This window comes from uncultured Roseicyclus sp. (assembly GCF_937892565.1).
In the GTDB taxonomy this organism is placed as follows: domain Bacteria; phylum Pseudomonadota; class Alphaproteobacteria; order Rhodobacterales; family Rhodobacteraceae; genus Roseicyclus.
On the sequence record NZ_CALAHQ010000038.1, the window covers coordinates 1 to 21,581 of the forward strand.

The 21,581-nt window shown below is 64.3% G+C and carries 21 protein-coding genes; 11 read left to right on the forward strand and 10 right to left on the reverse strand.

The features are described 5' to 3' along the window. Positions 1-92: 92 nt before the first annotated feature. Positions 93-515: a nucleoside-diphosphate kinase gene (gene ndk / locus Q0094_RS05610; RefSeq protein ID WP_297616131.1), complete on the reverse strand. Its 423-nt coding sequence runs from the start codon at positions 513-515 to the stop codon at positions 93-95. Positions 516-617: 102 nt separating this feature from the next. On the opposite strand from ndk, the gene Q0094_RS05615 reads away from it, so the two are divergent. Then, entirely contained in the window at positions 618-2,462 is a 1,845-nt protein-coding gene (locus Q0094_RS05615) for an ABC-F family ATP-binding cassette domain-containing protein (RefSeq protein WP_297616133.1), read from the forward strand. 13 nt (positions 2,463-2,475) lie between these two features. Here the strand turns inward: Q0094_RS05615 and Q0094_RS05620 are convergent, their stop codons facing one another. Further along, positions 2,476-3,057 carry a hypothetical protein gene (locus Q0094_RS05620; protein WP_297616135.1) on the reverse strand — a complete coding sequence of 194 codons (582 nt, stop codon included), beginning with the start codon at positions 3,055-3,057 and terminating at the stop codon, positions 2,476-2,478. Positions 3,058-3,163: 106 nt separating this feature from the next. Here Q0094_RS05620 and Q0094_RS05625 point away from each other — a divergent pair, with 106 nt between their 5' ends. Both Q0094_RS05625 and Q0094_RS05630 read left to right on the forward strand, forming a co-directional pair. Next, positions 3,164-3,784, forward strand: a complete 621-nt coding sequence (locus Q0094_RS05625; protein ID WP_297616137.1) for a MarC family protein — start codon at positions 3,164-3,166, stop codon at positions 3,782-3,784. Positions 3,785-3,832: 48 nt separating this feature from the next. After that, complete coding sequence (locus tag Q0094_RS05630; protein WP_297616139.1) at positions 3,833-4,414, forward strand: TIGR02281 family clan AA aspartic protease; 582 nt, start codon at positions 3,833-3,835, stop codon at positions 4,412-4,414. Between the two features lie 21 nt (positions 4,415-4,435). On the opposite strand, the gene Q0094_RS05635 is transcribed toward Q0094_RS05630, so the two are convergent. Both Q0094_RS05635 and Q0094_RS05640 read right to left on the reverse strand, forming a co-directional pair. Next, positions 4,436-4,894, reverse strand: a complete 459-nt coding sequence (locus Q0094_RS05635) for a DNA polymerase III subunit chi (RefSeq protein ID WP_297616141.1) — start codon at positions 4,892-4,894, stop codon at positions 4,436-4,438. 10 nt (positions 4,895-4,904) lie between these two features. Next, the gene (locus Q0094_RS05640; RefSeq protein WP_297616143.1) at positions 4,905-6,368 is read right to left on the reverse strand and encodes a leucyl aminopeptidase; all 1,464 of its coding nucleotides are present in this window, start codon (positions 6,366-6,368) and stop codon (positions 4,905-4,907) included. Positions 6,369-6,543: 175 nt separating this feature from the next. On the opposite strand from Q0094_RS05640, the gene lptF reads away from it, so the two are divergent. Genes lptF through pdxA form a run of 5 tightly spaced genes read left to right on the forward strand, consistent with a single transcriptional unit; the run spans position 6,544 to position 13,189 of the window. Continuing rightward, positions 6,544-7,680, forward strand: a complete 1,137-nt coding sequence (gene lptF, locus Q0094_RS05645; RefSeq protein ID WP_297616145.1) for an LPS export ABC transporter permease LptF — start codon at positions 6,544-6,546, stop codon at positions 7,678-7,680. Then, on the forward strand, positions 7,677-8,771 hold the full coding sequence (gene lptG, locus Q0094_RS05650) for an LPS export ABC transporter permease LptG (protein ID WP_297616147.1): 1,095 nt from the start codon (positions 7,677-7,679) through the stop codon (positions 8,769-8,771). Before lptF ends, lptG begins: the two co-directional genes overlap by 4 nt. Then, positions 8,768-10,921 (forward strand): LPS assembly protein LptD, encoded by a 2,154-nt coding sequence (gene lptD, locus Q0094_RS05655; RefSeq protein ID WP_297616149.1) that lies wholly within the window; start codon positions 8,768-8,770, stop codon positions 10,919-10,921. Before lptG ends, lptD begins: the two co-directional genes overlap by 4 nt. A 35-nt stretch (positions 10,922-10,956) precedes the next feature. Further along, positions 10,957-12,207, forward strand: coding sequence for a peptidylprolyl isomerase (locus Q0094_RS05660; RefSeq protein ID WP_297616151.1), 1,251 nt, complete (start codon positions 10,957-10,959; stop codon positions 12,205-12,207). Between the two features lies 1 nt (position 12,208). Continuing rightward, complete coding sequence (gene pdxA / locus Q0094_RS05665) at positions 12,209-13,189, forward strand: 4-hydroxythreonine-4-phosphate dehydrogenase PdxA (RefSeq protein ID WP_297616153.1); 981 nt, start codon at positions 12,209-12,211, stop codon at positions 13,187-13,189. A 50-nt stretch (positions 13,190-13,239) separates the two neighbouring features. Here the strand turns inward: pdxA and Q0094_RS05670 are convergent, their stop codons facing one another. Next, entirely contained in the window at positions 13,240-13,446 is a 207-nt protein-coding gene (locus tag Q0094_RS05670; protein WP_297616155.1) for a hypothetical protein, read from the reverse strand. 56 nt (positions 13,447-13,502) lie between these two features. Then, positions 13,503-13,820, reverse strand: a complete 318-nt coding sequence (locus Q0094_RS05675; RefSeq protein ID WP_297616157.1) for a TraR/DksA C4-type zinc finger protein — start codon at positions 13,818-13,820, stop codon at positions 13,503-13,505. A gap of 165 nt (positions 13,821-13,985) precedes the next feature. On the opposite strand from Q0094_RS05675, the gene Q0094_RS05680 reads away from it, so the two are divergent. From Q0094_RS05680 to Q0094_RS05690, 3 genes are read left to right on the forward strand one after another with little or no spacing between them, the layout of a single operon-like run. After that, positions 13,986-14,417 (forward strand): TIGR01244 family sulfur transferase, encoded by a 432-nt coding sequence (locus tag Q0094_RS05680; protein WP_297616159.1) that lies wholly within the window; start codon positions 13,986-13,988, stop codon positions 14,415-14,417. Between the two features lie 23 nt (positions 14,418-14,440). Further along, positions 14,441-15,298 (forward strand): DMT family transporter, encoded by an 858-nt coding sequence (locus Q0094_RS05685; RefSeq protein WP_297616162.1) that lies wholly within the window; start codon positions 14,441-14,443, stop codon positions 15,296-15,298. A gap of 35 nt (positions 15,299-15,333) precedes the next feature. Further along, complete coding sequence (locus Q0094_RS05690) at positions 15,334-16,218, forward strand: lysophospholipid acyltransferase family protein (RefSeq protein WP_297616165.1); 885 nt, start codon at positions 15,334-15,336, stop codon at positions 16,216-16,218. Between the two features lie 16 nt (positions 16,219-16,234). On the opposite strand, the gene Q0094_RS05695 is transcribed toward Q0094_RS05690, so the two are convergent. The 4 genes from Q0094_RS05695 to Q0094_RS05710 all read right to left on the reverse strand — a co-directional run. Further along, entirely contained in the window at positions 16,235-16,951 is a 717-nt protein-coding gene (locus Q0094_RS05695; protein ID WP_297616168.1) for a thioredoxin family protein, read from the reverse strand. A gap of 207 nt (positions 16,952-17,158) precedes the next feature. Then, positions 17,159-19,858 (reverse strand): aconitate hydratase AcnA, encoded by a 2,700-nt coding sequence (gene acnA / locus Q0094_RS05700; RefSeq protein WP_297616173.1) that lies wholly within the window; start codon positions 19,856-19,858, stop codon positions 17,159-17,161. Positions 19,859-20,051: 193 nt separating this feature from the next. Continuing rightward, entirely contained in the window at positions 20,052-20,792 is a 741-nt protein-coding gene (locus Q0094_RS05705) for a YebC/PmpR family DNA-binding transcriptional regulator (protein ID WP_297616176.1), read from the reverse strand. A gap of 111 nt (positions 20,793-20,903) precedes the next feature. Next, positions 20,904-21,581, reverse strand: a 678-nt coding sequence (locus Q0094_RS05710) for a DNA methyltransferase (RefSeq protein ID WP_297616179.1), incomplete at its 5' end; no start/stop codon positions are given.

A 21,581-nucleotide genomic window follows, 5' to 3' on the forward strand; every position in this document is an offset into this window, starting at 1 on the left:
GGGTATGCCAGCGCGGTTCTTCCTGCAGGGCCGGGCTGCCAAAGGGCCACCCGATTGGGCGGCCCCTTGCATGAAACCCTGTGATCGGATGGTCAGCCGACCAGTTCAAGACCGGCGAAGAAATAGGCGATCTCTTCAGCCGCGGTTTCCGGCGCGTCCGAGCCATGGACCGAGTTTTCGCCCTTGGACAGCGCGAAATCCTTGCGGATCGTGCCGGCGGCGGCTTCGGCGGGATCGGTGGCGCCCATCACTTCGCGGTATTTGGCGATGGCCTCTTCGCCTTCAAGCACCTGCACGACCACCGGCTCGGACGCCATGAATGCGCACAACTCGCCATAAAACGGGCGCGCCTTGTGCACGGCATAGAAATGACCGGCTTGTGCGGCGGTCATGTGAATGCGCTTTTGCGCGATGATGCGCAGGCCCGCGGCCTCGATCTTGGCGTTGATCGCGCCGGTCAGGTTGCGGCGGGTGGCGTCGGGTTTGATGATCGAAAATGTGCGCTGAACGGCCATGATAAGCTCCGTGAGGTTGGATTTGACGGGGCCTTAGCATGGGGGTCGGGGGATGGAAAGCGGGGCGTTGACACCACCGCACCGCCCGGTCAGACAGCGCGCATGTTGCGCATTTCAGACATCTCCTATTCCGTCGCGGGTCGCCCCTTGTTCGAGGGTGCCAGCACCACCATTGCCGCGGGCCACAAGGTGGGCATCGTCGGGCGCAATGGCGCGGGCAAAACCACGCTGTTCCGGCTGATCCGGGGTGAATTGACGCTCGATGGGGGCGCCATCGAATTGCCCACCCGCGCCCGCATCGGCGGCGTCGCGCAAGAGGTGCCCGGCTCCGAGGTGTCCTTGATCGACACCGTGCTTGAGGCCGACACCGAACGCGCCGCCCTTTTGGCCGAAGCCGACGGCGCCACGGGTGAGCGGATGGCGGAAATTCAGACCCGGCTGCAAGATATCGATGCCTGGTCAGCCGAGGGGCGCGCGGCAAGTATCCTCAAGGGGCTTGGCTTTACCGATGAGGAAAGCCGCATGCCCTGTTCGGCCTTTTCGGGCGGCTGGCGGATGCGGGTGGCGCTGGCGGGCGTCTTGTTCGCCCAGCCCGATCTGTTGCTTCTGGACGAACCGACCAACTATCTTGATCTTGAGGGCGCGCTTTGGCTGGAAAGCTATCTGGCGCGCTATCCGCACACCGTGCTGGTGATCAGCCACGACCGGGGGCTCCTGAACCGGGCGGTGGGCCATATCTTGCATCTCGAGGGGCGCACTCTGACGCTTTACACCGGCGGCTACGACATCTTCGCGCGCACCCGCGCCGAAGCCCGCGCCGTACAGACCGCCGCCGCCAAGAAACAAGACCTTCAGCGTGCCCATCTTCAGGCTTTTGTCGACCGCTTCAAGGCCAAGGCCAGCAAGGCCAAACAGGCCCAAAGCCGCGTCAAGATGCTTGAAAAGATGACGCCGATCCGCATGCCCGAGGATGCAGCGCGCACCGTCTTTACCTTTCCTGCCCCCGATGCGCTGTCGCCGCCCATTCTGGCGCTTGACGATGTGGCGGTGGGCTATGACGGCAAGGCCGTGCTGAACCGGCTTTCGCTCAGGATCGACCAAGATGACCGGATCGCGCTTCTGGGGCGCAATGGCGAAGGAAAATCGACGCTTTCCAAACTTTTGGCGGCGAAACTTCAGCCTTTGAACGGACGCCACACCGCATCGTCCAAGCTGCGCGTGGGTTATTTCGCGCAGCATCAGGTCGATGAACTGCATCTGGATGAAACGCCGCTTCAGCATGTTCAGCGCGCCCGCCCCGAGACACAGCAGGCCAAGTTGCGCGCGGTTCTGGCGGGCTTTGGCCTGATGGCTGAACAGGCGGAAACCGAAGTGGCGCGCCTGTCGGGCGGGCAAAAGGCACGGCTGTCGCTGTGTCTGGCCACGCTTGATGCGCCGCATCTGCTGATCCTGGATGAGCCGACCAACCATCTGGACATCGAAAGCCGCGAGGCGCTGGTCGAAGCCTTGACCGCCTATACCGGCGCGGTGATCCTGGTCAGCCATGACATGCATCTGCTGGAACTGGTCGCTGATCGGCTCTGGCTGGTCAAGGATGGCCGCGTCACCCCCTATGAGGGCGATCTTGAAAGCTATCGCGCCTTTCTTCTGAAGGGTGAAGAAAAGCCCGCAAAGATCCAGAAGGAAAAGAAGAAAACCTTTTCAAATGATGAGATCAAGGAGCTGCGCGCCGAGGTCCGCAAATGCGAGGCGCGCGTGGCCACCATCGAGGAAATGCGCAGCAAACTTGCCAAAAGGCTGGCCGATCCCGCGCTTTACGAAGGCGACAGGCTGGGCGAGCTGGAGGTTTGGCAAAAGAAATACGCCGAACTGATGGAAGGATTGAGCCGCGCCGAAGCCATGTGGGTCGCCGCCGCCGAAAAGCTGGAATGCGCCGAGGCGGGCTGACGCCCCCGCGCGCTCAGGCGATCGGCACGACCGCGGGCTCGGATGCGCTGTCGGCGCAGGGCAATTCCACCGGCAGAACTGCAATGCGCCCATCGGCGAACACGCCACGCACCACATCACTGTCGAGGCCGGGGGCCACGAATTCCGCCGTGCTGCCCGCTATATCCCGGGGTGTCGCCACCACGCGCCCATCCTCGAACCACCCCCGCTCATTGTCGATATCGAGCGTGACGATCACCTGCCCTCGCGGTGGCAGATCGCTGACCACGATCACTATGCTGCGTGCCCCGTCGGGCACCGGCATGACCACCGCAGGCCCCGACACGACCCGCACCGGGGCCGGGTCGCGGGTGCCCGCCCCGCCGTATTCGGTGTCGATCACGACCGATCCCGCCGAGGCGCCGAAGTCGATCCGCACCCGCCCGCTTACCGCGGCGCAGCTTCCGCCGTTGCTCACCGTGATCCAATCCTGCGCGTCTTCGTCCAGAACCATGATGCGGAGTGGCACCGTCTCTGTTCGTGGCTCAAGATCGGCCAGAGCAGGGCCGGCCAGCACACTCACGATTACCCCAAGGACAAGCCGGAAAAACCACATCCGTTCACCTCAACGCATTGCACTTTGGCAAAACCTATACCGGCCCGCCGCGTGCGCAAGGTCCGAGCGTACTCGCCAAGCGAAGGAACCGTCGATATATTGGTGGATGATGGAGTTCTCCGCCTACATCCCGGCCTTCGTGGCGCTGTTCGTCGTGATCGACCCGATCGGTCTGGCGCCGCTGTTTGTGGCGCTGACGCGCGGGCAGACGCCGCGACAGCGCCGTGCGGTGGCGATGCGCGCCACGCTGGTGGCGATGGGCATCTTGACGCTGTTCGGGCTGGCGGGCGAGGCGGTGCTGGGTTTTCTGGGCATTTCGATGCCTGCCTTTCGCATGGCAGGGGGCATCTTGCTGTTTCTGACCGCGCTCGACATGCTGTTCGAGCGGCGCAGCCAGCGCCGTCAGGGTCAGGCCGATGGCGCGCCCGCCGATGATCCGTCCGTGTTTCCGCTGGCCATTCCGCTGATCGCGGGGCCGGGCGCGATTGCGACGATGATCTTGCTGACCGGGCAGTCGGGCGGCAACACGACCCATTTGGTGCTGGTGCATCTGGTGATGCTGGCGGTTCTGGCCGTGGTCTTGACGCTGTTCTTGCTGGCAGCCCCGCTGGAGCGGCTGCTCGGCCCCACGGGCATCAATGTGGTGACCCGGCTTTTGGGCATGCTTCTGGCCGCGCTTTCGGTGCAATTCGTGATCGACGCGATGCGCGATCTGCAGGTGATCTGACCGCCGCCAACCCCTATGTTGCGGGGATGATGACAAACGAGGTTGCCCATGACCGCAGATCAGACCGCATCGTTTATCTATCTGGTGCTCTTGGGGGCGGTCATCGCGCTGTCGCATCTGGTGGCCAACCGGGGCAATCTGGGCCGCGTTGCCCGACAGGCGGCACTGTGGGGCCTGATCTTTCTGGGCGCGGTTGCGGTTGTCGGGCTTTGGCCCACGATCCGCGACACGGTCATGCCAAGGCAAACCGTGCTGGCGGATGGGCGCCAGATCACGGTGCCGATGTCGGCGGATGGGCATTTCTACCTGATCCTCGATCTCAACGGGGTGCCGGTGCGCTTTGTCGTCGATACCGGCGCCACCGACATGGTCTTGTCAGCCGCAGATGCCACGCGCATCGGGCTTGATCCGGCCCGGCTGATCTATTCGGGCCGCGCGATGACAGCCAACGGCATGGTGGAAACGGCGCCCGTGCGGATCGCGACCGTGGCCATCGGCCCGATCCTTGACCAGGGTCTGCGGGCGGTGGTCAATCGCGGCGATTTGTCGGAAAGCCTGTTGGGCATGAGCTATCTGAGGCGATTTTCGCGGCTTGAGATCACCGAAGGGCAATTGCTGCTCGAACGCTGAGGCGGCGCGCAGGCCCCCCCCTCAGGTGTCGCGCTTCATCGCCCAGCGCCCGCTTTCCTCGGACCAGTATTTCGCCTTGATCCCGGCGCCGGTCAAAGCCTTCCATTGCGCGCGCGCGCTGGACAGCGCCGCGCCGTCATGCCCGTCGAACAAGATCATCGCGCGTGCCAGTGCGGCAATCTCATCGGCGGCGATGGGCGCGCCTTCGATGCAGACAAGGCAATCGGGGCGGTTGGGCGCGACGGGTTGCGTGGTCAGCAACACCGGTTGCTCGGCGTCATGCGCCCCGCCCGCCCGACCATGGGGCAAGAAACCATCCTCGGCCCCCAGCCAAAGCGCGCCGTCCAGACGATCGAGCAGCGCGGCATTTTGGCCGCGCACCGCCACGCGCCAGCCTTGCGCCAAGGATTTCTCCAATAGCTGGCGCAAGGTTGCTTCCAGCGGGCTGTGCGTCAGATGGTAAAAGAAAACCTCGCCCACGCGGTCCGCCTCAGGTCTCAAAACGGTCGCGGATCAACCGATCCAGCGCCAGAACCCCCCATCCTGTCGCCCCTTTGGGCGCCAGTCTGGTGTCGGATTTCACACTGGCCACGCCAGCGATATCAAGATGGATCCACGGCGTTTCCGCCCGCACGAAGCGTTGCAGGAATTGCGCCGCCGTGATGGCGCCGCCTTCGCGGCCGCCCACATTCTTCATGTCCGCGATGCGCGATTTCAGCTTTTCATCATAGGCCGCGCCAAGCGGCATCCGCCACGCACCCTCGCCCTCGGCGGCGGCGGCTTTCAGGAACGCGTTGCACAGCGCGTCGTCATTGGAAAACACGCCTGCGTTTTCATGGCCGAGCGCGATGATGATCGCACCCGTCAGGGTCGCCAGATCGATCATGCCTGCGGGGTTGAAGCGGTCTTGCGCATACCACATCACATCGGCCAGCACCAAACGCCCCTCGGCGTCGGTGTTGATAACCTCGATGGTGTCGCCCTTCATGGATGTGACCACATCGCCGGGGCGCTGGGCATTGGGGCCGGGCATGTTTTCCACCAGCCCGATCAGCCCGACCACATGCGCGCGCGCCTTGCGCAAGGCCAATGCCCGCATCACACCCGCCACCACGGCGCCGCCGCCCATGTCCATGGTCATGTCTTCCATGCCGGCGGGCGGCTTCAGGCTGATGCCGCCGGTGTCGAACACGACCCCCTTTCCGATCAGCGCCAAGGGTGCGCCTTCGGCCCCTTTCCACTGCATCACCGCCACCTTGGACGGGCTGTCCGACCCCTGCCCCACACCCAGAAGCGCCCCCATGCCCAGCGTGGCCAAGGCGGGCTCATCCAGCACCTCGACCTCGACCCCCAGATGGCGCAGCGCCTCAAGACGAAGGGCGAACTCGGTCGTCGTGAGCACATTGGCGGGTTCATTGACCAGATCGCGGGTCAGGAAAACGCCCTCGGCCAAGGCCAGCATCGGGGCGGCGGCGGCTTGCGCCAGATCGGGCTTGCTCACCATCACGATGGCGGGCTTGGCCGTTGGCTTGTCACCCGTCTTGTGGGGGGTGAACTCATAGGTCCTGAGCGCAAGCCCAAGCACCAATTCGGCGATCCCGCCACTGGCGCCTGCCGCCAGCGTCAGCGCCTCATGGCCCTTGAACTTGGCCAAGGTGGCCCCCGCCTTGCGCGCCTCGTCGACGCCGGGGCGCCGGGCCAGTTTGACGACCATCACATCCGTGACAGCCAGCCCCGAGGGCCAGCCCATCGCCACACCCTCGCCCGGTTGCAGCTTGGCCCATGCCGGGCTGTCCAAAAGCCGCGACAGCGCGCCGCGCAGCGCCCGGTTCAGCCGCCGCCCGGCTGCATCCAGCCCGCCATCCGGCGCAACCAGCAGCGCAAGCTTGCCTGTCGCTGTGATCAGGGCGTCCAGATCAGTCTGGGCAAAGGAAATTTCGATCGGTGATGTCATGCTGTCTGGTCCCCAAAGGCAGGATCGGCCAAGACGGTGCAGGCCGCTGTTGCGCCCAGCTTAGGGCGGGGTTTCGCCAATGGCCAGATCGCCCTCGCACGGGGGCTTGCTTTGACCTAAAACAGGGGCAATCACCGCGCCGCCAGGCGGAGCCAAACATGAGGGATGTCGCGCCTTGGGGCGGTATGATCGATATATCCTGACGCAGTTGATCGTGCTGTTCGCCTTTTTCAGCTTTGTGCTGATCTCGGTCTACTGGATCAACGAAGCGGTGGATCTGTTTGATTCGCTGATCGCCGATGGCCAGACCTTGTCGGTTTTTCTGGAATTCACCGCGCTGACGCTGCCGCAGATCATGATCATGGTGCTGCCGGTCGCGGGGTTCGTGGCCACGCTTTACATTTTCAACAAGATGATCGCGGAAAGCGAAATGGTGGTGCTGCAGACCGCCGGGCTTTCGGCGCTGCGGCTGTTGCGCCCGGTTCTGGTCTTTGGGCTGATCCTGGGGCTTTTGGTGGCGGTCTTGGGCAATGTTCTGGCCCCTGCGGCGCGCAGCCAGTTCATCGACCGCAGCCAGGAGGTGCGCGAGGATCTTTCGGGCCGTTTCTTGCGCGAGGGGCAATTCATTACCCCGACCGTCGGTCTGACCGTCTATCTGCGCGACATCACCGAATTTGGTGAATTTCGTGACCTGTTCTTGCAAGACCGATCAGAGCAAGGCACCGAAGTGACCTATACGGCCGCGCGCGCGCTGTTGCTGCGCTCACCGACCGGGCTTCGGCTGGTCATGCTCAACGGGATGGCACAAACGCTTGATGTGACCACCCAGCGGCTGACCACGATCCGGTTCGAGGAATTCACCTATGATCTGAGCGCGCTGATGGGCGGAGGCGGGTTGCGCAGCCATGATCTGCGCGAATTGTCGACGCGGGTGTTGCTGGGGGCAGATGCCGAAACCGCCCAAGGGCTGGGCCTGTCCGAAGCCCAGATGCGATTTTCCGGCCATGAACGGATCGCGCGCGCGCTGTTCGTCATCTTTCCCCCGCTGATTGCGGCGGCCTGCCTGATGCTGGGGCGCTTTTCACGCTTTGGCGTCTGGCCACAGATGCTGCTTGCCGTGGCGCTGGTCATCCCGCTGCAGATGGCTGGAAACGCCGCCGAGGCGGCGGGCATCCGCAATACCGACCTGCGATGGATGGCCTATGCGCAGCCAGCGCTCGCGGCAGCCTTGGCCGCCCTGCTTTCGGCCGCAGCCATGACAGGCAGCCGACGGCGCCGCAGCGGGCCCCCACAAGGCGCGGTCGCGCCATGATCTTGCAGCGCTACCTTGCCCAAAGGTTCTTGCGCGCGCTTGGCATCGTGGCGGCGGTTTTCGTGGCGATCTTGTTGCCGATCGATCTGGCCGAACAATTGCGCCGCATAGGCCCCGATCAAGGTCTGGGACCCGTGCTGGAATTGGCGCTGCTGAACATGCCGCGCAAGCTTTACGAGATGATCCCCTTGTTCGTCCTGCTCGCCACGCTGCTGATGTTTCTGGGTCTTGCGCGAAGTTCCGAGTTGGTGGTGATCCGCGCCTCCGGCCGTTCGGCGTTGCGGGCCGTGGCCTCGCCCGTGCTTGTCGCGGCGGCGTTCGGCATCTTGGCCATCGGCGTGCTGAACCCCATCGTCGCTGCGACGCAGCAACAGTATGACCTGAAAACGGCCCAATATCGCGGCGCCGAAGAACGCACGGTGTCAATCACCTCCGAAGGGCTGTGGCTCAGGCAGGGCAGCGCCACCGACCAGACCGTGATCCATGCGGGTGCCGCAAATTCCGACGGCACCCTTCTGTTTGATGCCAGCTTTTTCCAATTCGACCCCGAAGGCACGATCACGGGCCGCATCAACGCGCGCGAGGCGCGGCTGATGGATGGGCAATGGGCGCTGATCGATGCGCGGCGCTGGCCGCTTGTGGGCACGACCAACCCCGAAGCAGCGGCACAAGGTTTCGACACCTACAGCCTGCCGTCGACGCTGACGCGCGAACAGATCCGCGACAGCTTTGGCAAGCCCGAAACGATTTCGATCTACGCGCTTCCGGGCTTTATCGGGCAGCTCAATCAGGCAGGGTTTTCCGCGCTCAACCATCGCGTCTGGCTCCAGATGGAATTGTCGGCGCCGCTGATGCTGATGGCGATGGTGTTGATCGCGGCAGGGCTGAGCATGCGCCACACACGATCGGGCAAGACAGGGATCATGGTGCTGGCCGCGATCTTGCTGGGGTTCAGCCTGTTCTTTGTGCGCTCTTTCGCGCAGGTCTTGGGCGAAAACGGGCAACTGCCCATCGCCATTGTCGCATGGACCCCACCTGTGGCTGCGATCTTGCTGGCGGTGGGCCTTTTGCTGCATATGGAAGATGGATGAGACCTCCCGCCCGACATATCGTTGCAGCCGCCCTGATCGCGCTGGCGCTGGCCCTGCCCGCAGGGGGCCAAGAGCCGACGGCGCCCGCGACGCTGATCGCGGACCAGATCCGCTTTGAACGCGCCAGCCAGGTGATCCGCGCCGAAGGGTCGGTCGAGATCTTGCATCAAGGCGCCCGCCTCAGGGCCGCGGCGCTGATCTATGATGGCGCGCGCGACCAGCTTCAGATCACCGGGCCGATCGTGTTGACCGATGCCTCGGGGCGCACGATGATCTTTGCCGATTATGCCGAATTGTCGGGCGACCTGCGCGAGGGCGTGTTGCGCTCGGCGCGGCTGGTGCTGGATCGCCAGTTGCAGATCGCCGCGAACGCGATTGAACGCAGCGAGGGACGCTATACCCAGCTGCAAAGTGCTGTCGCGTCGTCATGCGAGATCTGCGCCGACAATCCGGTGCCCCTGTGGGAAATCCGCGCCGCCCGCGTGATCCATGACCAACAGGAACGCCAGATCTATTTCGACAATGCCAGCTTTCGCCTGATGGGCGTGCCGCTGGTGTGGCTGCCCCGGCTGCGGATGCCCGATCCCACGCTCGAGCGGGCCACAGGTTTTCTGACGCCGTCGCTGCGGGCCAATGATGCGACCGGCACCCATCTGCAGATCCCCTATTTCACCACCCTTGGGGCCCATGCCGATCTGACCCTGACCCCATGGATCGGGATAGGCGCCTCTGAAACGGTCGAATTGCGCTATCGGCACGCCTTTCGCGCGGGCAGCATCCAGATCGATGGGGCGCTGAGCCGGGATGATCTGATCGATGAGGATTTCCGCGGATATCTGGCGGTTCTTGGCCGGTTCGACCTTGTGCGCGACTACAAGCTGGATCTGGCGCTCAACGGTGTCACCGATCGCGGCTATCTGACGACCTATGGGTTTCGCGACACCGACCTGCAGGAAAATACCCTGCGCATCAGCCGCGCCGACAGGGACAGCTATGCCGCCTTGGGTGCTGCGGGCTATGCCTCGCTGCGCGAAGGCGACAACAACGACACCCTGCCCACCCGGTTGCTGGCGGCCGAAGTCACCCGACGGTTCACCCCGGCCATTCTGGGCGGCATCGCCACCGTGGGGGTCGACGCGCTGAGCTATTATCGGATGTCCGATCGCAATGGCCCTCTGGGGCGCGATATAGCCCGCCTGTCGGGCTTTGTGGACTGGCGGCGCGACACGGTGTTTCCGGGGGGGCTGTTGATGGCCTTTGACGGGGCGCTGTACGGCGATGTCTATGCCACGCAGCAAGACAGCGCGTTTGACAGCACCCAGACGCGATTGGCGCCGTTTCTGGGGCTTGAATTGCGCTACCCGCTTGTGCGCCACGACACGGCGGGCGTGACCCATCTGATCGAACCGGTGCTGCAAGTCACCTGGTCCGATGTCGCGGGCGATGCCGTGCCGATCGAAGACAGCACTGTCGTCGAATTCGACGAGGCCAATCTTTTCGCGCTGGATCGCTTTCCGGGGCAAGATCAGCGGGAAACGGGGCTGCGCGCCAATCTGGGGCTGGGATACACCAGAACCGACCCCTTGGGCTGGTCGCTTGGCGTCATGGGCGGCGTCGTGCTGCGCAAGGCCGATATGGGACAGTTCACGCCGGGCTCGGGGCTGGATGGGGTGCGCTCGGATTATCTTTTGGCCACCCATTTCTCCGCTGCAGAGCGCTGGCGCGTCGTGAACCGCGCGCTGTTTTCCTCGGGTCTGGATTTCACATCCAACGAACTGTCGCTGGGTTGGCGGCAGAGCACGCATCTGATCGAGACAACCTATACCTGGCTGGTCGCCGATCCGGCAGATCCGGCCAAGGGCCGCCCGCTTGATATCGGGGAATGGGCGCTGGCGGCGGAATACGAGATCGGCACAGGTTGGCAGGCGCGCGCGAACTGGCGCTATGACACGGTGGCCGCCACACCGACCCGGGCCGGTCTGGCGCTTGGATATGCCAATGAATGCATCGATGTGGAATTTTCCGCTGAACGGCGCTATACGGCATCCGCCACGCTTGAACCGGCGACCGAGTTCGGCTTGACGGTCGCGCTGAATGGATTTGGCGCGCAGCGATCGGGCCGAAGCCACACGCGCAGTTGCCTTCGCTGATGAGGCAGTCCAAAAAGACCAAAGGCGCACCCGCGATGAACGCCCCCATTCGAGCAGACCGGACACCAGCCGCGATGACCAAAAGCCTCAAGACCCTGTTGCGCGTTGCAGTGCTTGCTGCCTTGCCGATGATGGCCGACGCCCAATCGCCCTTTTCGGCTGTGGCACGGGTGGATGACGCCATCGTCAGCGCCTATGAGCTTGATCAGCGCGCCCTCTTCATGGAGGTGATCCGCACACCCGGCGATGTCAGGGCCAAAGCGCTGGAGGCCTTGGTGAACGAGCGTCTTCAGGTGGCCGAGGCCCGCCGGATGGGCGTCGTGGTCACGCCCGCCGACATCGAGGCGGGCATCGTCGAATTCTCGTCCCGCGCCGAGCTGTCGCCCGAGCAATTCCTGCAGGCCATCGGCGACGAAGGTGTCGCCCCCGAAACATTCCGCGATTTCGTGGCCAATGGCATTTCATGGCGCAATGTCGTGCAGACCCGCTTTGCGGCACGCGCACGCGCCGCGATCAGCGATGCACATGTCGAACGCGCCTTGGCCTTTGGCCCGCGGCTTGAGAGCGCCGAGATCTTGCTGGCCGAAATCATCGTTCCGATCACCCCCGAAAATCAGGACATCTTGCGCGATGAACTTGAGCGGCTGATGGGCGATCTGAACTTCGAGGTCGATCGCTTCAGCCAGGCGGCCCGGCGGTTTTCCGCAGCGGACACCCGTGACCAAGGCGGTCTGACGGGATGGCGCGCGCTCAACACCATTCCCCCACAATTGCGCGAGGATATGGTGTTGCTCGCTGTGGGCGAGACCTATGGCCCGGTCAACCTTGGCCCCGCCTTGGCGATCTTTCAGATGCGCGGCCTGTCCGAGCAAGGGCCGGTCGCGCCTTCCGTGGCCTCGGTCGATTATGTGACGATAGCGCTTGCCCCCGTGGCCACCGAAGCGGGTGCCGCCGCGGCCGCCGCGCTCCGGGCCGAGGTGGATGTCTGCGACGATCTTTATGGCCTGCGGCCGGGCGGCTTTGAGCGCCATGATCAGCCGCTTGGTGCCATTCCCACCGATATCGCGCTGGCGCTGTCAGGGCTGGACGCGGGCGAGATGTCGTTTGCTGTGACGCGCGATGGCGGGGCCACGACTTTGGCGGTCATGCTGTGCGCGCGCCGCATCACCGAACCCGAGGGGGGGGTCGAAGCGGTGCGCCAGCAGCTTTTCGCCGAAAGCCTTGCAGGCTATGCCGATGCGCTGCTCGAAGAGCTGCGCGCCGATGCCATCATCGCCCTCGACTGACATGGCGCGCCTCGCCCCGATCGCGGTCAGCATCGGCGAGCCCGCCGGCATCGGCCCCGAAATCGCCGCCAAGGCATGGCAAAGCCTGGGCGCCGCCATCCCCTTTTTCGTGATCGGCGATATCGGTCACCTGACCGGTCTGGGGGTGCGGCCCATCCCCATCGCGCATCCCTCCGAGGCGGGCCATGCCGCGTTGAGCGGCCTGCCGGTTCTGGCCCATCCCTTTCCAGCGGCCGCCACGCCCGGCCAACCCGCCCCCGAAAACGCCACCGCCATCATCGCGGCGATTGCGCGGGGGGTCGATCTGGTGATGACGGGGCAGGCTTCGGCGCTGACCACCCTGCCGATCCATAAAAAGGCGCTCAAGGACGGGGCCGGGTTCGGCTTTCCCGGACATACCGAATATCTCGCCCATCTCGCGGGCGTCGGGCATGTGGTGATGATGCTGGCCTGCCGCGCCTTGCGCGTGGTGCCCGCCACCATCCACATCCCGCTCAGGGATGTGCCCGCCGCGCTGACGCCACGGCTTTTGATCGACACGATCCGCATCACCCATGCAGGCCTGATCCGCGATTTCGGGATCGCGCATCCGCGCATCGCGCTGACCGGGCTGAACCCCCATGCCGGTGAAGGCGGCGTGATGGGGCGCGAAGACATCACGGTTATTGCGCCGGTGATCTCTGCCCTGCGCGACGAGGGCCTTGATCTGTCGGGTCCCCACCCCGCCGATACGATGTTTCACGCGGGCGCGCGCGCCACATATGACGCGGCCATCGCCATGTATCACGATCAGGCACTGATCCCGATCAAGACCATCGATTTCGCGGGCGGGGTGAATGTCACGCTGGGGCTGCCGTTCATTCGGACCTCCCCCGATCACGGGACGGCCTTTGACATCGCAGGCACAGGCCGGGCCGACCCCACCAGCTTTATCGCAGCACTGGACATGGCCCAAAATATGGCGGCGATGCGCGCCCGCTGATCAAGACGGCTGCGCAGCTTTCGGTTTGGCCGGGATGCAGGCTTCCGGCGTCAGACCGGCATGTCGTTGAACAGATCATCCAGCCCGTCGTCGTCGGCTCTGGGCAATCGCGCGGCCGGGGCGCGGGGCTTGAGCGGCGTGGGCGTGACGGCCGGTGTGGATGGTGTGGGCGGCAGGGCGGCGGCATCGGGCTGTCGGCGCAATTCGGTATGGGCGGGGCGTTTTGGCTTGGGCAGCGCGCGGTCTCTTTTGGTCATGTCACTCCCTCTGTGGTTCGTGGCGGCGCCTGTGGCACCGCTGATGGGGTGGGCGCCTAGCGTGAACAGCCGCGGCAAAACGGCGTGTATGGCAACAGATCCAGGCGTGCGGCGGAAATTTCCGCGCCGCAGGTAACGCAAACGCCGTAATCCCCGGCATCCATGCGCACCAGCGCGGCACGAATGCGTGCGATTTCGACCTCGCCCGACTGGCCCAGCTTTTCAAGCACCTCATCGCCTTCGCGTTCGGTGGCAAGCTCTTGCCAATCCTTGGATTGGTGGCTGTCAAGCTCTGCATCAAGCGCGCGCAGCCGCGCCTCCAGAAACGCCAGCCGTTGCTCAAGCTGGGCGCGGCGGGTGGCAAGATCGGTCATTGCAGCCTCCTGTCGACAAAGGGGCAAAGCCGGCCCCATCCATTGCAGACCCGATCCTAATCGGCCAGCCCGCGTCGGGCCTTGACATGCATCAATGCGGCCTTTCCCTTGCCGCGGGCTTGATGCAAACTGCCTGCACACCAATCCCCAAAGGAGTCCTCTGGAATGGACCTGCGCCAGATCACCGACCGCTACAGCGTCGCCCCCCAACTTGCGCCCGCAGATATGGCGGCACTGGCCCAGGCGGGCTTTTCCACAGTGATCTGCAACCGCCCCGATGGCGAAAACCCCCCACCGCTTCAGGCCGCCGCGATGCAGGCAGCCGCCGAAGCCGCAGGGCTTGATTTCGTCTTCAATCCGATCATCGGCGGTCAGATGACGATGGACAATGTCGAAGAACAGCGCGACGCGATCGATGCCGCCGATGGCCCGGTCATCGCCTATTGCGCTTCGGGCAACCGTTCGACGCTGGTCTGGGCCTTGGGTCAGGCGGGTGATCTGCCCACCGATGAAATCGTGGCCCGGGGCGAGGCATGGGGCTATCAGCTGGAATGGTTGCGCCCGCAACTCAACGCGCTGGCCGCCCAGCGGGGCTGAGGGGTTTGGCAAAGCTATCGCCTGTGGCGCAGGGTATCTTGCTGATGCTGGGCGCGATCTTCTTGTTTGCCGCCATGGACGCCACCGCCAAGGCCCTGATGGCGCGCTATGACCCGATACAGGTCGTCTGGGCGCGCTATGCGGGCATGATGGCCGTGGTGGCCATGGCTCTTGCGCCGCGGCTTGGACCATTGTTGCGCACCCGGCGGATCGGGCTGCAATTGTTGCGCTCGGGCTTCTTGTTCGGGGCCACATATGTCTTTTTCACCGCGATCAGCCAGATGGACATCGCCGCCGCGACCGCCGTGATGCAGGTGCATCCGATGATCTTGACCTTGGGGGCGGCCTTGATCTTGGGTGAGGCGTTGGGGCCAAGGCGGATTTTCGGCATCACCGCAGCACTCACGGGTGCGCTGATCGTGGTCCGGCCCGGATCCGAGGTCTTCACCCTTGGTGCAGCGCTGCCGCTGTTGGCGGGTGTGTTTTATGCCAGCTATGCGCTGGCCACCCGATTTCTGGGCCGTGATGAACCGATCATGACCTCGTTTCTTTACACAGCCATCATCGGAACGCTGGCGGCAAGCCTGTTGACCATTCCCGTCTGGCAGTCGCCGGGCATGGCGGATTGGGCGATCTTTCTGGGGCTTGGGGCTGTGGGGGCTTTGGCCCAGTTCCTGCTGATCCGGTCGCTGACCATCGCCGAGGCCGGGGCGGTCGCACCCTTCAGCTACGCGGGTGTGATCTTTGCGACATTCTGGGGCTATGTCGGCTTTGGCGAAGTGCCCGATGGCACCACCCTGATCGGTGCGCTTGTGATCGTGGGGGCCGGGGTTTATGTCTGGCACCGCGAAACCCGTGCAAAAGCCGATCACGCGGCCTGAGCGGCGGGCAGCGGCCAACAGGGCAGAAGGATCTGATGTCGACATCCCGCCGCCTCTGGCTTGACTGGACGGTCGATCGCAGCTTGCGCGGCCTGATCTGGATGGCACAGCGCTTGCCCTATGCGCGGCGTGTCGCGCTGATGGGCCGTTTGTTGCGGATGCTGGGCGGCGTCACCGGATACCGCGCGCGCGCCGATGCACAGCTTGCGTGGATTTTCCCCGAGATGTCGAAAGCCGAGCGGCGGCGCATCACGGGGGCGGTGCTGGACAATTTCGGGCGCACCGCGATCGAGAATTATTCCGGCGCCGATCAACTGGCCCGCGCCCGTCGGTGGGAGCCTCATGGTCCCGGGCTTGCCGCCTGCGAAGCGGCGCGCATGGCGGGGCGGCCGATCTTGTTCGTGTCGGGGCATTTCGGCAATCATCAAGCCATTCGCGCGGCGATGAACCTGCGCGGCTATGCCATCGGGGGTCTGTGGCGCCCTTTCAACAATCGATATTCCAACGCCCATTACATCGCCTCGATCGAGGCCGTGGGCGGGCGGGCCTTTGCGCGCGACCGGCGCGGGCTTGCGGAATTCGTCAAGAACCTGCGTGAAGGGGGGCATGGCGCGATCTTGCTCGACCAGCATGTCAGCACGGGCGCGATGCTGGATTTTCTTGGGCAAGCGGCGTCCACCTCGCTTTCGGCGGCCGAGATGGCGCTGAAATACGACGCGCTTTTGGTGCCGATCTATGGCGAACGGCTACAAGACGGCATCGATTTCGATATCCGGATCGAAGCCCCGATCCCCCCGAGCGACCCCGTCACCATGACACAGGCGATCAATGACAGCCTGTCGGCGCGGGTGCGTGCCCGACCCGAACAATGGCTGTGGATCCACCGGCGCTGGAAAGCGGCTGGGGGCACGAAGAGCTAGAGCGGCACGCCCCGCATCAGTCGAGCCGCGCGGCGCCAAGTATCGGGCCGTGGCCTGCCTGTTGCACGATCACGACATGGGGCACGGCCTGTTGGGGGACGACGCGAAAGCGCATCGGCGCGGACCCGTCCCATTGATCGACCACCTCCCACGAGGTGACGACATTGTAATGTCTTCCCACCGTGCCCGCCCGTTCCCCGCGCGAGATCGGAACCTCTTGATGGGGGATATAGGTCACAAGCTGAACCACCATGCGCGGGCGCGGCGGGTCCATGCGGGCCAGAGCCTCGACCTCGAACCCATCCGCCGTTGCATGAACCGTGATCGCAACGGGATCGGGCGCTGCGCGATGGGTCTGGATCAGCTCGGACACGGTCATCGGGCGCACGCCCACGACATGATCCACGCCACCCACGATCATCTGGGGGGTATAGACAACGGTCGAACCCGCAGCATGACCATAGGCATGTTGACGTGCGGTGAACTCGGGCGCGGCAAAGGTATCTTGCCAGCCGATGTAATCCCAGTAATCGACATGCAGCGCCAAGGCGATCACATCCGCGCGCTCGGCGATCTCGCCCAACAGCGCATCGGCGGGCGGACAGGCGGCGCAGCCTTGCGAGGTGAACAGCTCCACCACCACGGGTCCGTTGCCATCTTGCGCGGTGACGGGCGTGGCCACCAAAAGCGCCATCAGCCCGGCCGCCAGTGTCGCGCGCGTTTGCATTCGCATTGCCTTGCCTATCCCCTGAGCGTCTGTCTCCGGCAAAGCTAGCGGTTGCGCGGCACACAGGCCAATCAAGCCTTTGCGACCAGCATGACAAGCCGCCGCGCCTGTGGCCAAGATGCCGCGCCCGCGCAACCCGTCACCGCCTGGCCGGGCGGGCAAGAAAAAGGGGTGCCCAAAGGCACCCCGATCCCTGTCTTGCTGTGGCGTCGCTCATTCGGCCGCGACGGGCGAGCGGGCCAGATTGCGCAGCACATATTGCAGCACGCCGCCGTGTTCGATGTATTCGATCTCGACCGCCGTATCGATCCGGCACTTGATCGTGATCGTCTTTACCGTGCCATCGCCATAAGTGATGGTGCAGGGCACATCTTGCAGCGGCTGGATGGTGTCGAGCCCATGGATCGAAACCGTCTCATCCCCCTTGAGGCCGAGCGATTTGCGCGTGTCGCCGCCGGTGAACTCGAACGGAATGACGCCCATGCCCACAAGGTTCGAGCGGTGGATGCGTTCGAAGTTTTCCGCGATCACCGCCTTGACGCCCAAAAGCGCCGTGCCCTTGGCCGCCCAGTCGCGCGACGAGCCCGCGCCATATTGTTCGCCCGCAAAGATCACCAACGGGATGCCCGCCGCCTGATAGGCCATGGCTGCGTCATAGATCGACGCCTGTTGCCCGTCGGGACCAAGGGTATAGCCACCCTCGACGCCGTCCAGAACCTCGTTCTTGATGCGGATATTGGCGAATGTGCCGCGCATCATGATCTGGTGGTTGCCGCGACGCGCCCCGTAGGAGTTGAACTCGCGGGGCGATACCTGACGCTCGGTCAGGAATTTGCCGGCAGGTGTGTTTTCCTTGAACGACCCCGCCGGGCTGATGTGGTCGGTGGTGATCATGTCGCCCAGCATCGCCAGAACGCGGGCGCCTTCGATATTCGAGATGGTGCCGGGCTCTGCGCTCATGCCCCGGAAATAGGGCGGATTCTGGATGTAGGTCGAGCTGGCGGGCCAGTCATAGGTTTCTTGCTGCGGCACCTGCACGCCTTGCCATTTCTCGTCGCCTTTGAAGACGTCGGCGTATTTCGACAAGAAAGCCTGACGGGTGACCGTGGCCTCGACGGTCTGGGCGACCTCGGCGGTTGTGGGCCAGATGTCGCGCAGATAGACGTCGCGCCCATCGGGGGTTTGCGCGATGGGATCGCGCGCCAGGTCGATATCCATCGTGCCCGCGATGGCATAGGCCACCACCAGGGGCGGGCTGGCCAGATAATTGGCGCGCACATCGGGGCTGATGCGGCCCTCGAAATTGCGGTTGCCCGACAAGACGGCCGTGGCCACCAGATCACCCTCGAGGATCGCCTTGGAAATCTCGGGCTGGAGCGGCCCGGAATTGCCGATGCAGGTGGTGCAGCCATAGCCCACAAGGTTGAAGCCGATGGCGTCAAGATCCGTCTGCAGATCAGCGGCCTCCAGATAGGCGGACACCACCTGAGAGCCCGGCGCCAGCGAGGTCTTGACCCACGGCTTGCGGGTCAGGCCCAGCGCGCGGGCTTTCCGCGCCACAAGGCCCGCGCCGATCATCACATAGGGGTTCGACGTGTTGGTGCATGACGTGATCGCCGCGATCACCACCTTGCCCGATTCCATCGTATAGTCTTCGCCATCGACCACGACCTGCTTGCCCATCGGGCGCTTGAAGGTCGCCTCCATCTCGCGGGTGAAGGCGGTCTTGGCATCGGTCAGCGCGACGTAATCTTGCGGGCGCTTGGGGCCCGAGATGGCGGGCACGATGGTGCCCATGTCAAGGCTGAGGGTGTCGGTGTAGATCGGTGCGTAATCCGCCCCGCGCCACATGCCGTTTTCCTTGGCATAGGCTTCGACCAGCGCCACCGTCGCCTCGTCGCGGCCGGTGTTGCGCAGGTAGCGCAGCGTCTCGTTGTCGACCGGGAAAAAGCCGCAGGTGGCGCCGTATTCCGGGGCCATGTTGGCGATGGTCGCGCGGTCGGCCAGCGGCAGACGGTCAAGCCCCTCGCCGAAGAATTCCACGAATTTCTCGACCACGCCCTTCTTGCGCAGCATTTCCACGACTTTCAGCACCAGATCGGTGCCGGTGGTGCCTTCGACCATCGTGCCGGTCAACTCGAAGCCGATCACCTCGGGGATCAGCATGGAAATCGGCTGGCCCAGCATTGCGGCCTCGGCCTCGATGCCGCCTGCACCCCAGCCCAGAACCGCCGCGCCATTGACCATGGTGGTGTGGCTGTCGGTGCCCACCAGCGTGTCAGGGTATGCCACGATCTGGCCCGTCTGATCCTTGTCCGACCAGACGGTCTTGGACAGATATTCAAGGTTGACCTGATGGCAGATGCCGGTGCCGGGGGGGACGACGCGGAAATTGTCAAACGCCGACTGGCCCCATTTGAGAAAGGTGTAGCGCTCCATGTTGCGCTCGTATTCGCGGTCGACATTCATCTGGAACGCGCGCGGATTGCCAAACTCGTCGATCATCACCGAATGGTCGATGACCAGATCGACGGGGTTGAGCGGGTTGATCTTTTGCGGATCGCCGCCCAGGGCCTTGATCCCGTCGCGCATCGCGGCAAGGTCCACCACGGCGGGCACGCCGGTGAAATCCTGCATCAGGACGCGCGCGGGGCGATAGGCGATCTCGCGCGGGTTCTGGCCGCCGAGCTTGGCCCAATCGGCGAATGCCTTGATATCTTGGACATGCACCGTCTTGCCATCCTCGAAGCGGAGCATGTTTTCCAGCACCACCTTGAGCGCGGCGGGCAGGCGCGAGAAATCGCCAAGCCCGGCGGCCTGCGCGGCAGGGATGGAATAATAGGCATAGCTCTTGTCACCAACCTTGAGCGTGCGACGCGTCTTGGCGGTATCCTGGCCGACGGTAATGGGCATCAAAGCCTCCCTTCATCCGGTCATGTGGGGGTCGTCATCCTTGTCACGCGATTGCCACCCTGCCGCCCTTGGATCAAGGCAAAACAGGGGGCTGCGACATTATTGTATGCGATTGCATACCGGATGGGAAGGGGACAGTCCTGCACAATGGCGATGGTGCGCCGCTTGCGGCGCACCGCCACGCAGGGCCAGCTTAAAGCTGGGCCATGATCTCGTCGGAGATGTCGAAATTGGCGGTGACGGTTTGCACGTCATCGTCATCTTCCAGCGCGTCGATCAGCTTCAACAGCTTTTGCGCGTCTTCCAACCCCAGTTCAGTGGTGTTGCCGGGCCGCCAGACCAGCTTGGTCGAGTCCGCCTCGCCAAGCGCGGCTTCCAGCGCCCCCGACACCTCGGCCAGATCGGTGTCGCCGCACCAGACAAGATGGCCCTCATCAGAGCTTTCGACATCCTCGGCGCCCGCCTCAATGGCGGCCATCATGACGGTGTCGGCATCGCCCGCAGCGGCGGTATAGATCACCTGCCCCTTGCGTTCGAACATGAAGGCCACGGAATTGGTTTCGCCCAAGTTCCCGCCATGCTTGCCAAAAAGCGAGCGCACATTGGATGCGGTGCGGTTGCGGTTGTCGGTCATCGCCTCGACGATCACGGCCACGCCGCCGGGGCCATAGCCCTCGTAGCGGATTTCATCATAGGTTTCGGCATCGCCGCCGATGGATTTCTTGATCGCGCGGTCGATCACATCCTTGGGCACGGAGCTTGATTTCGCTTCCTTGACCGCCAGCCGCAGGCGCGGGTTCTTGTCGGGGTCGGGATCGCCCATCTTGGCCGCCACGGTGATCTCCTTGGCGAGCTTGGAGAACAGCTTGGAGCGGGCGGCATCCTGCTTGCCCTTGCGATGCTGGATATTCGCCCATTTGGAATGGCCGGCCATTGGTGCCTCGATCTGATGTCAGCTACGGAACGCGCGCCTCTTACCTCAGGTGCTGTGGCTTGGGCAATGGGCGGCGGGTTACAGCGCCGGCCCGCCTTGCGCGCCGCGCGGCTAGAGATCCAGGCGGCCCTGACCGCCGCCGCCTTCGCGCGGGGCCTTGCGGAAGGCGTCGTCGCGCCGCGCGGGCAGTTGCACCGCCCGTTCACGCAGCCGCATCGCGTCTTCGATGCTGACGATCTGGATCCGCGGCACCGGGCTGAACCCCGGTTCTTCGTGCTGGCCGGCGGCGGCGGCATCGCGCATCATCGGCTTGGTGGGCGGCGTCAGGGTCAAAAGCACGCCCATCTGGGCGCGTTCACGCTCGATCACGCCATGCAGGGCGTTGATCATCGCAACCCCCACATTCTCGCCCGCCTTGACCGAGACGATGGCCCGCCCCGTCTTGCCGAACCACAGGTTGCCGTCGATGCCCTTGTCGGCGCCCTTTTTCGACAGGTTGCCGGGCTGGGCGTCGATCAGCGACAGCGCCCATTTTTCAAACTCGAAATAGTAATTGCCGTTGTCGCGGCCGCGATTTGCCAGATCGCGGGCGGCGTGAATGTCTTGCGGCACGCCATGGGTGGTGAATTGCACATCCTCGAATGCCGCGCGCAGGCGCTTTTCGATCAGGCCGATGGCCAGATGGGTGACATCGATGCCGATCCATTTCCGGCCCAGCTTTTGCGCGGCATGCACCGTGGTGCCGCAGCCGCAAAACGGGTCAAGCACCACATCGCCGGGGTTGGAGGA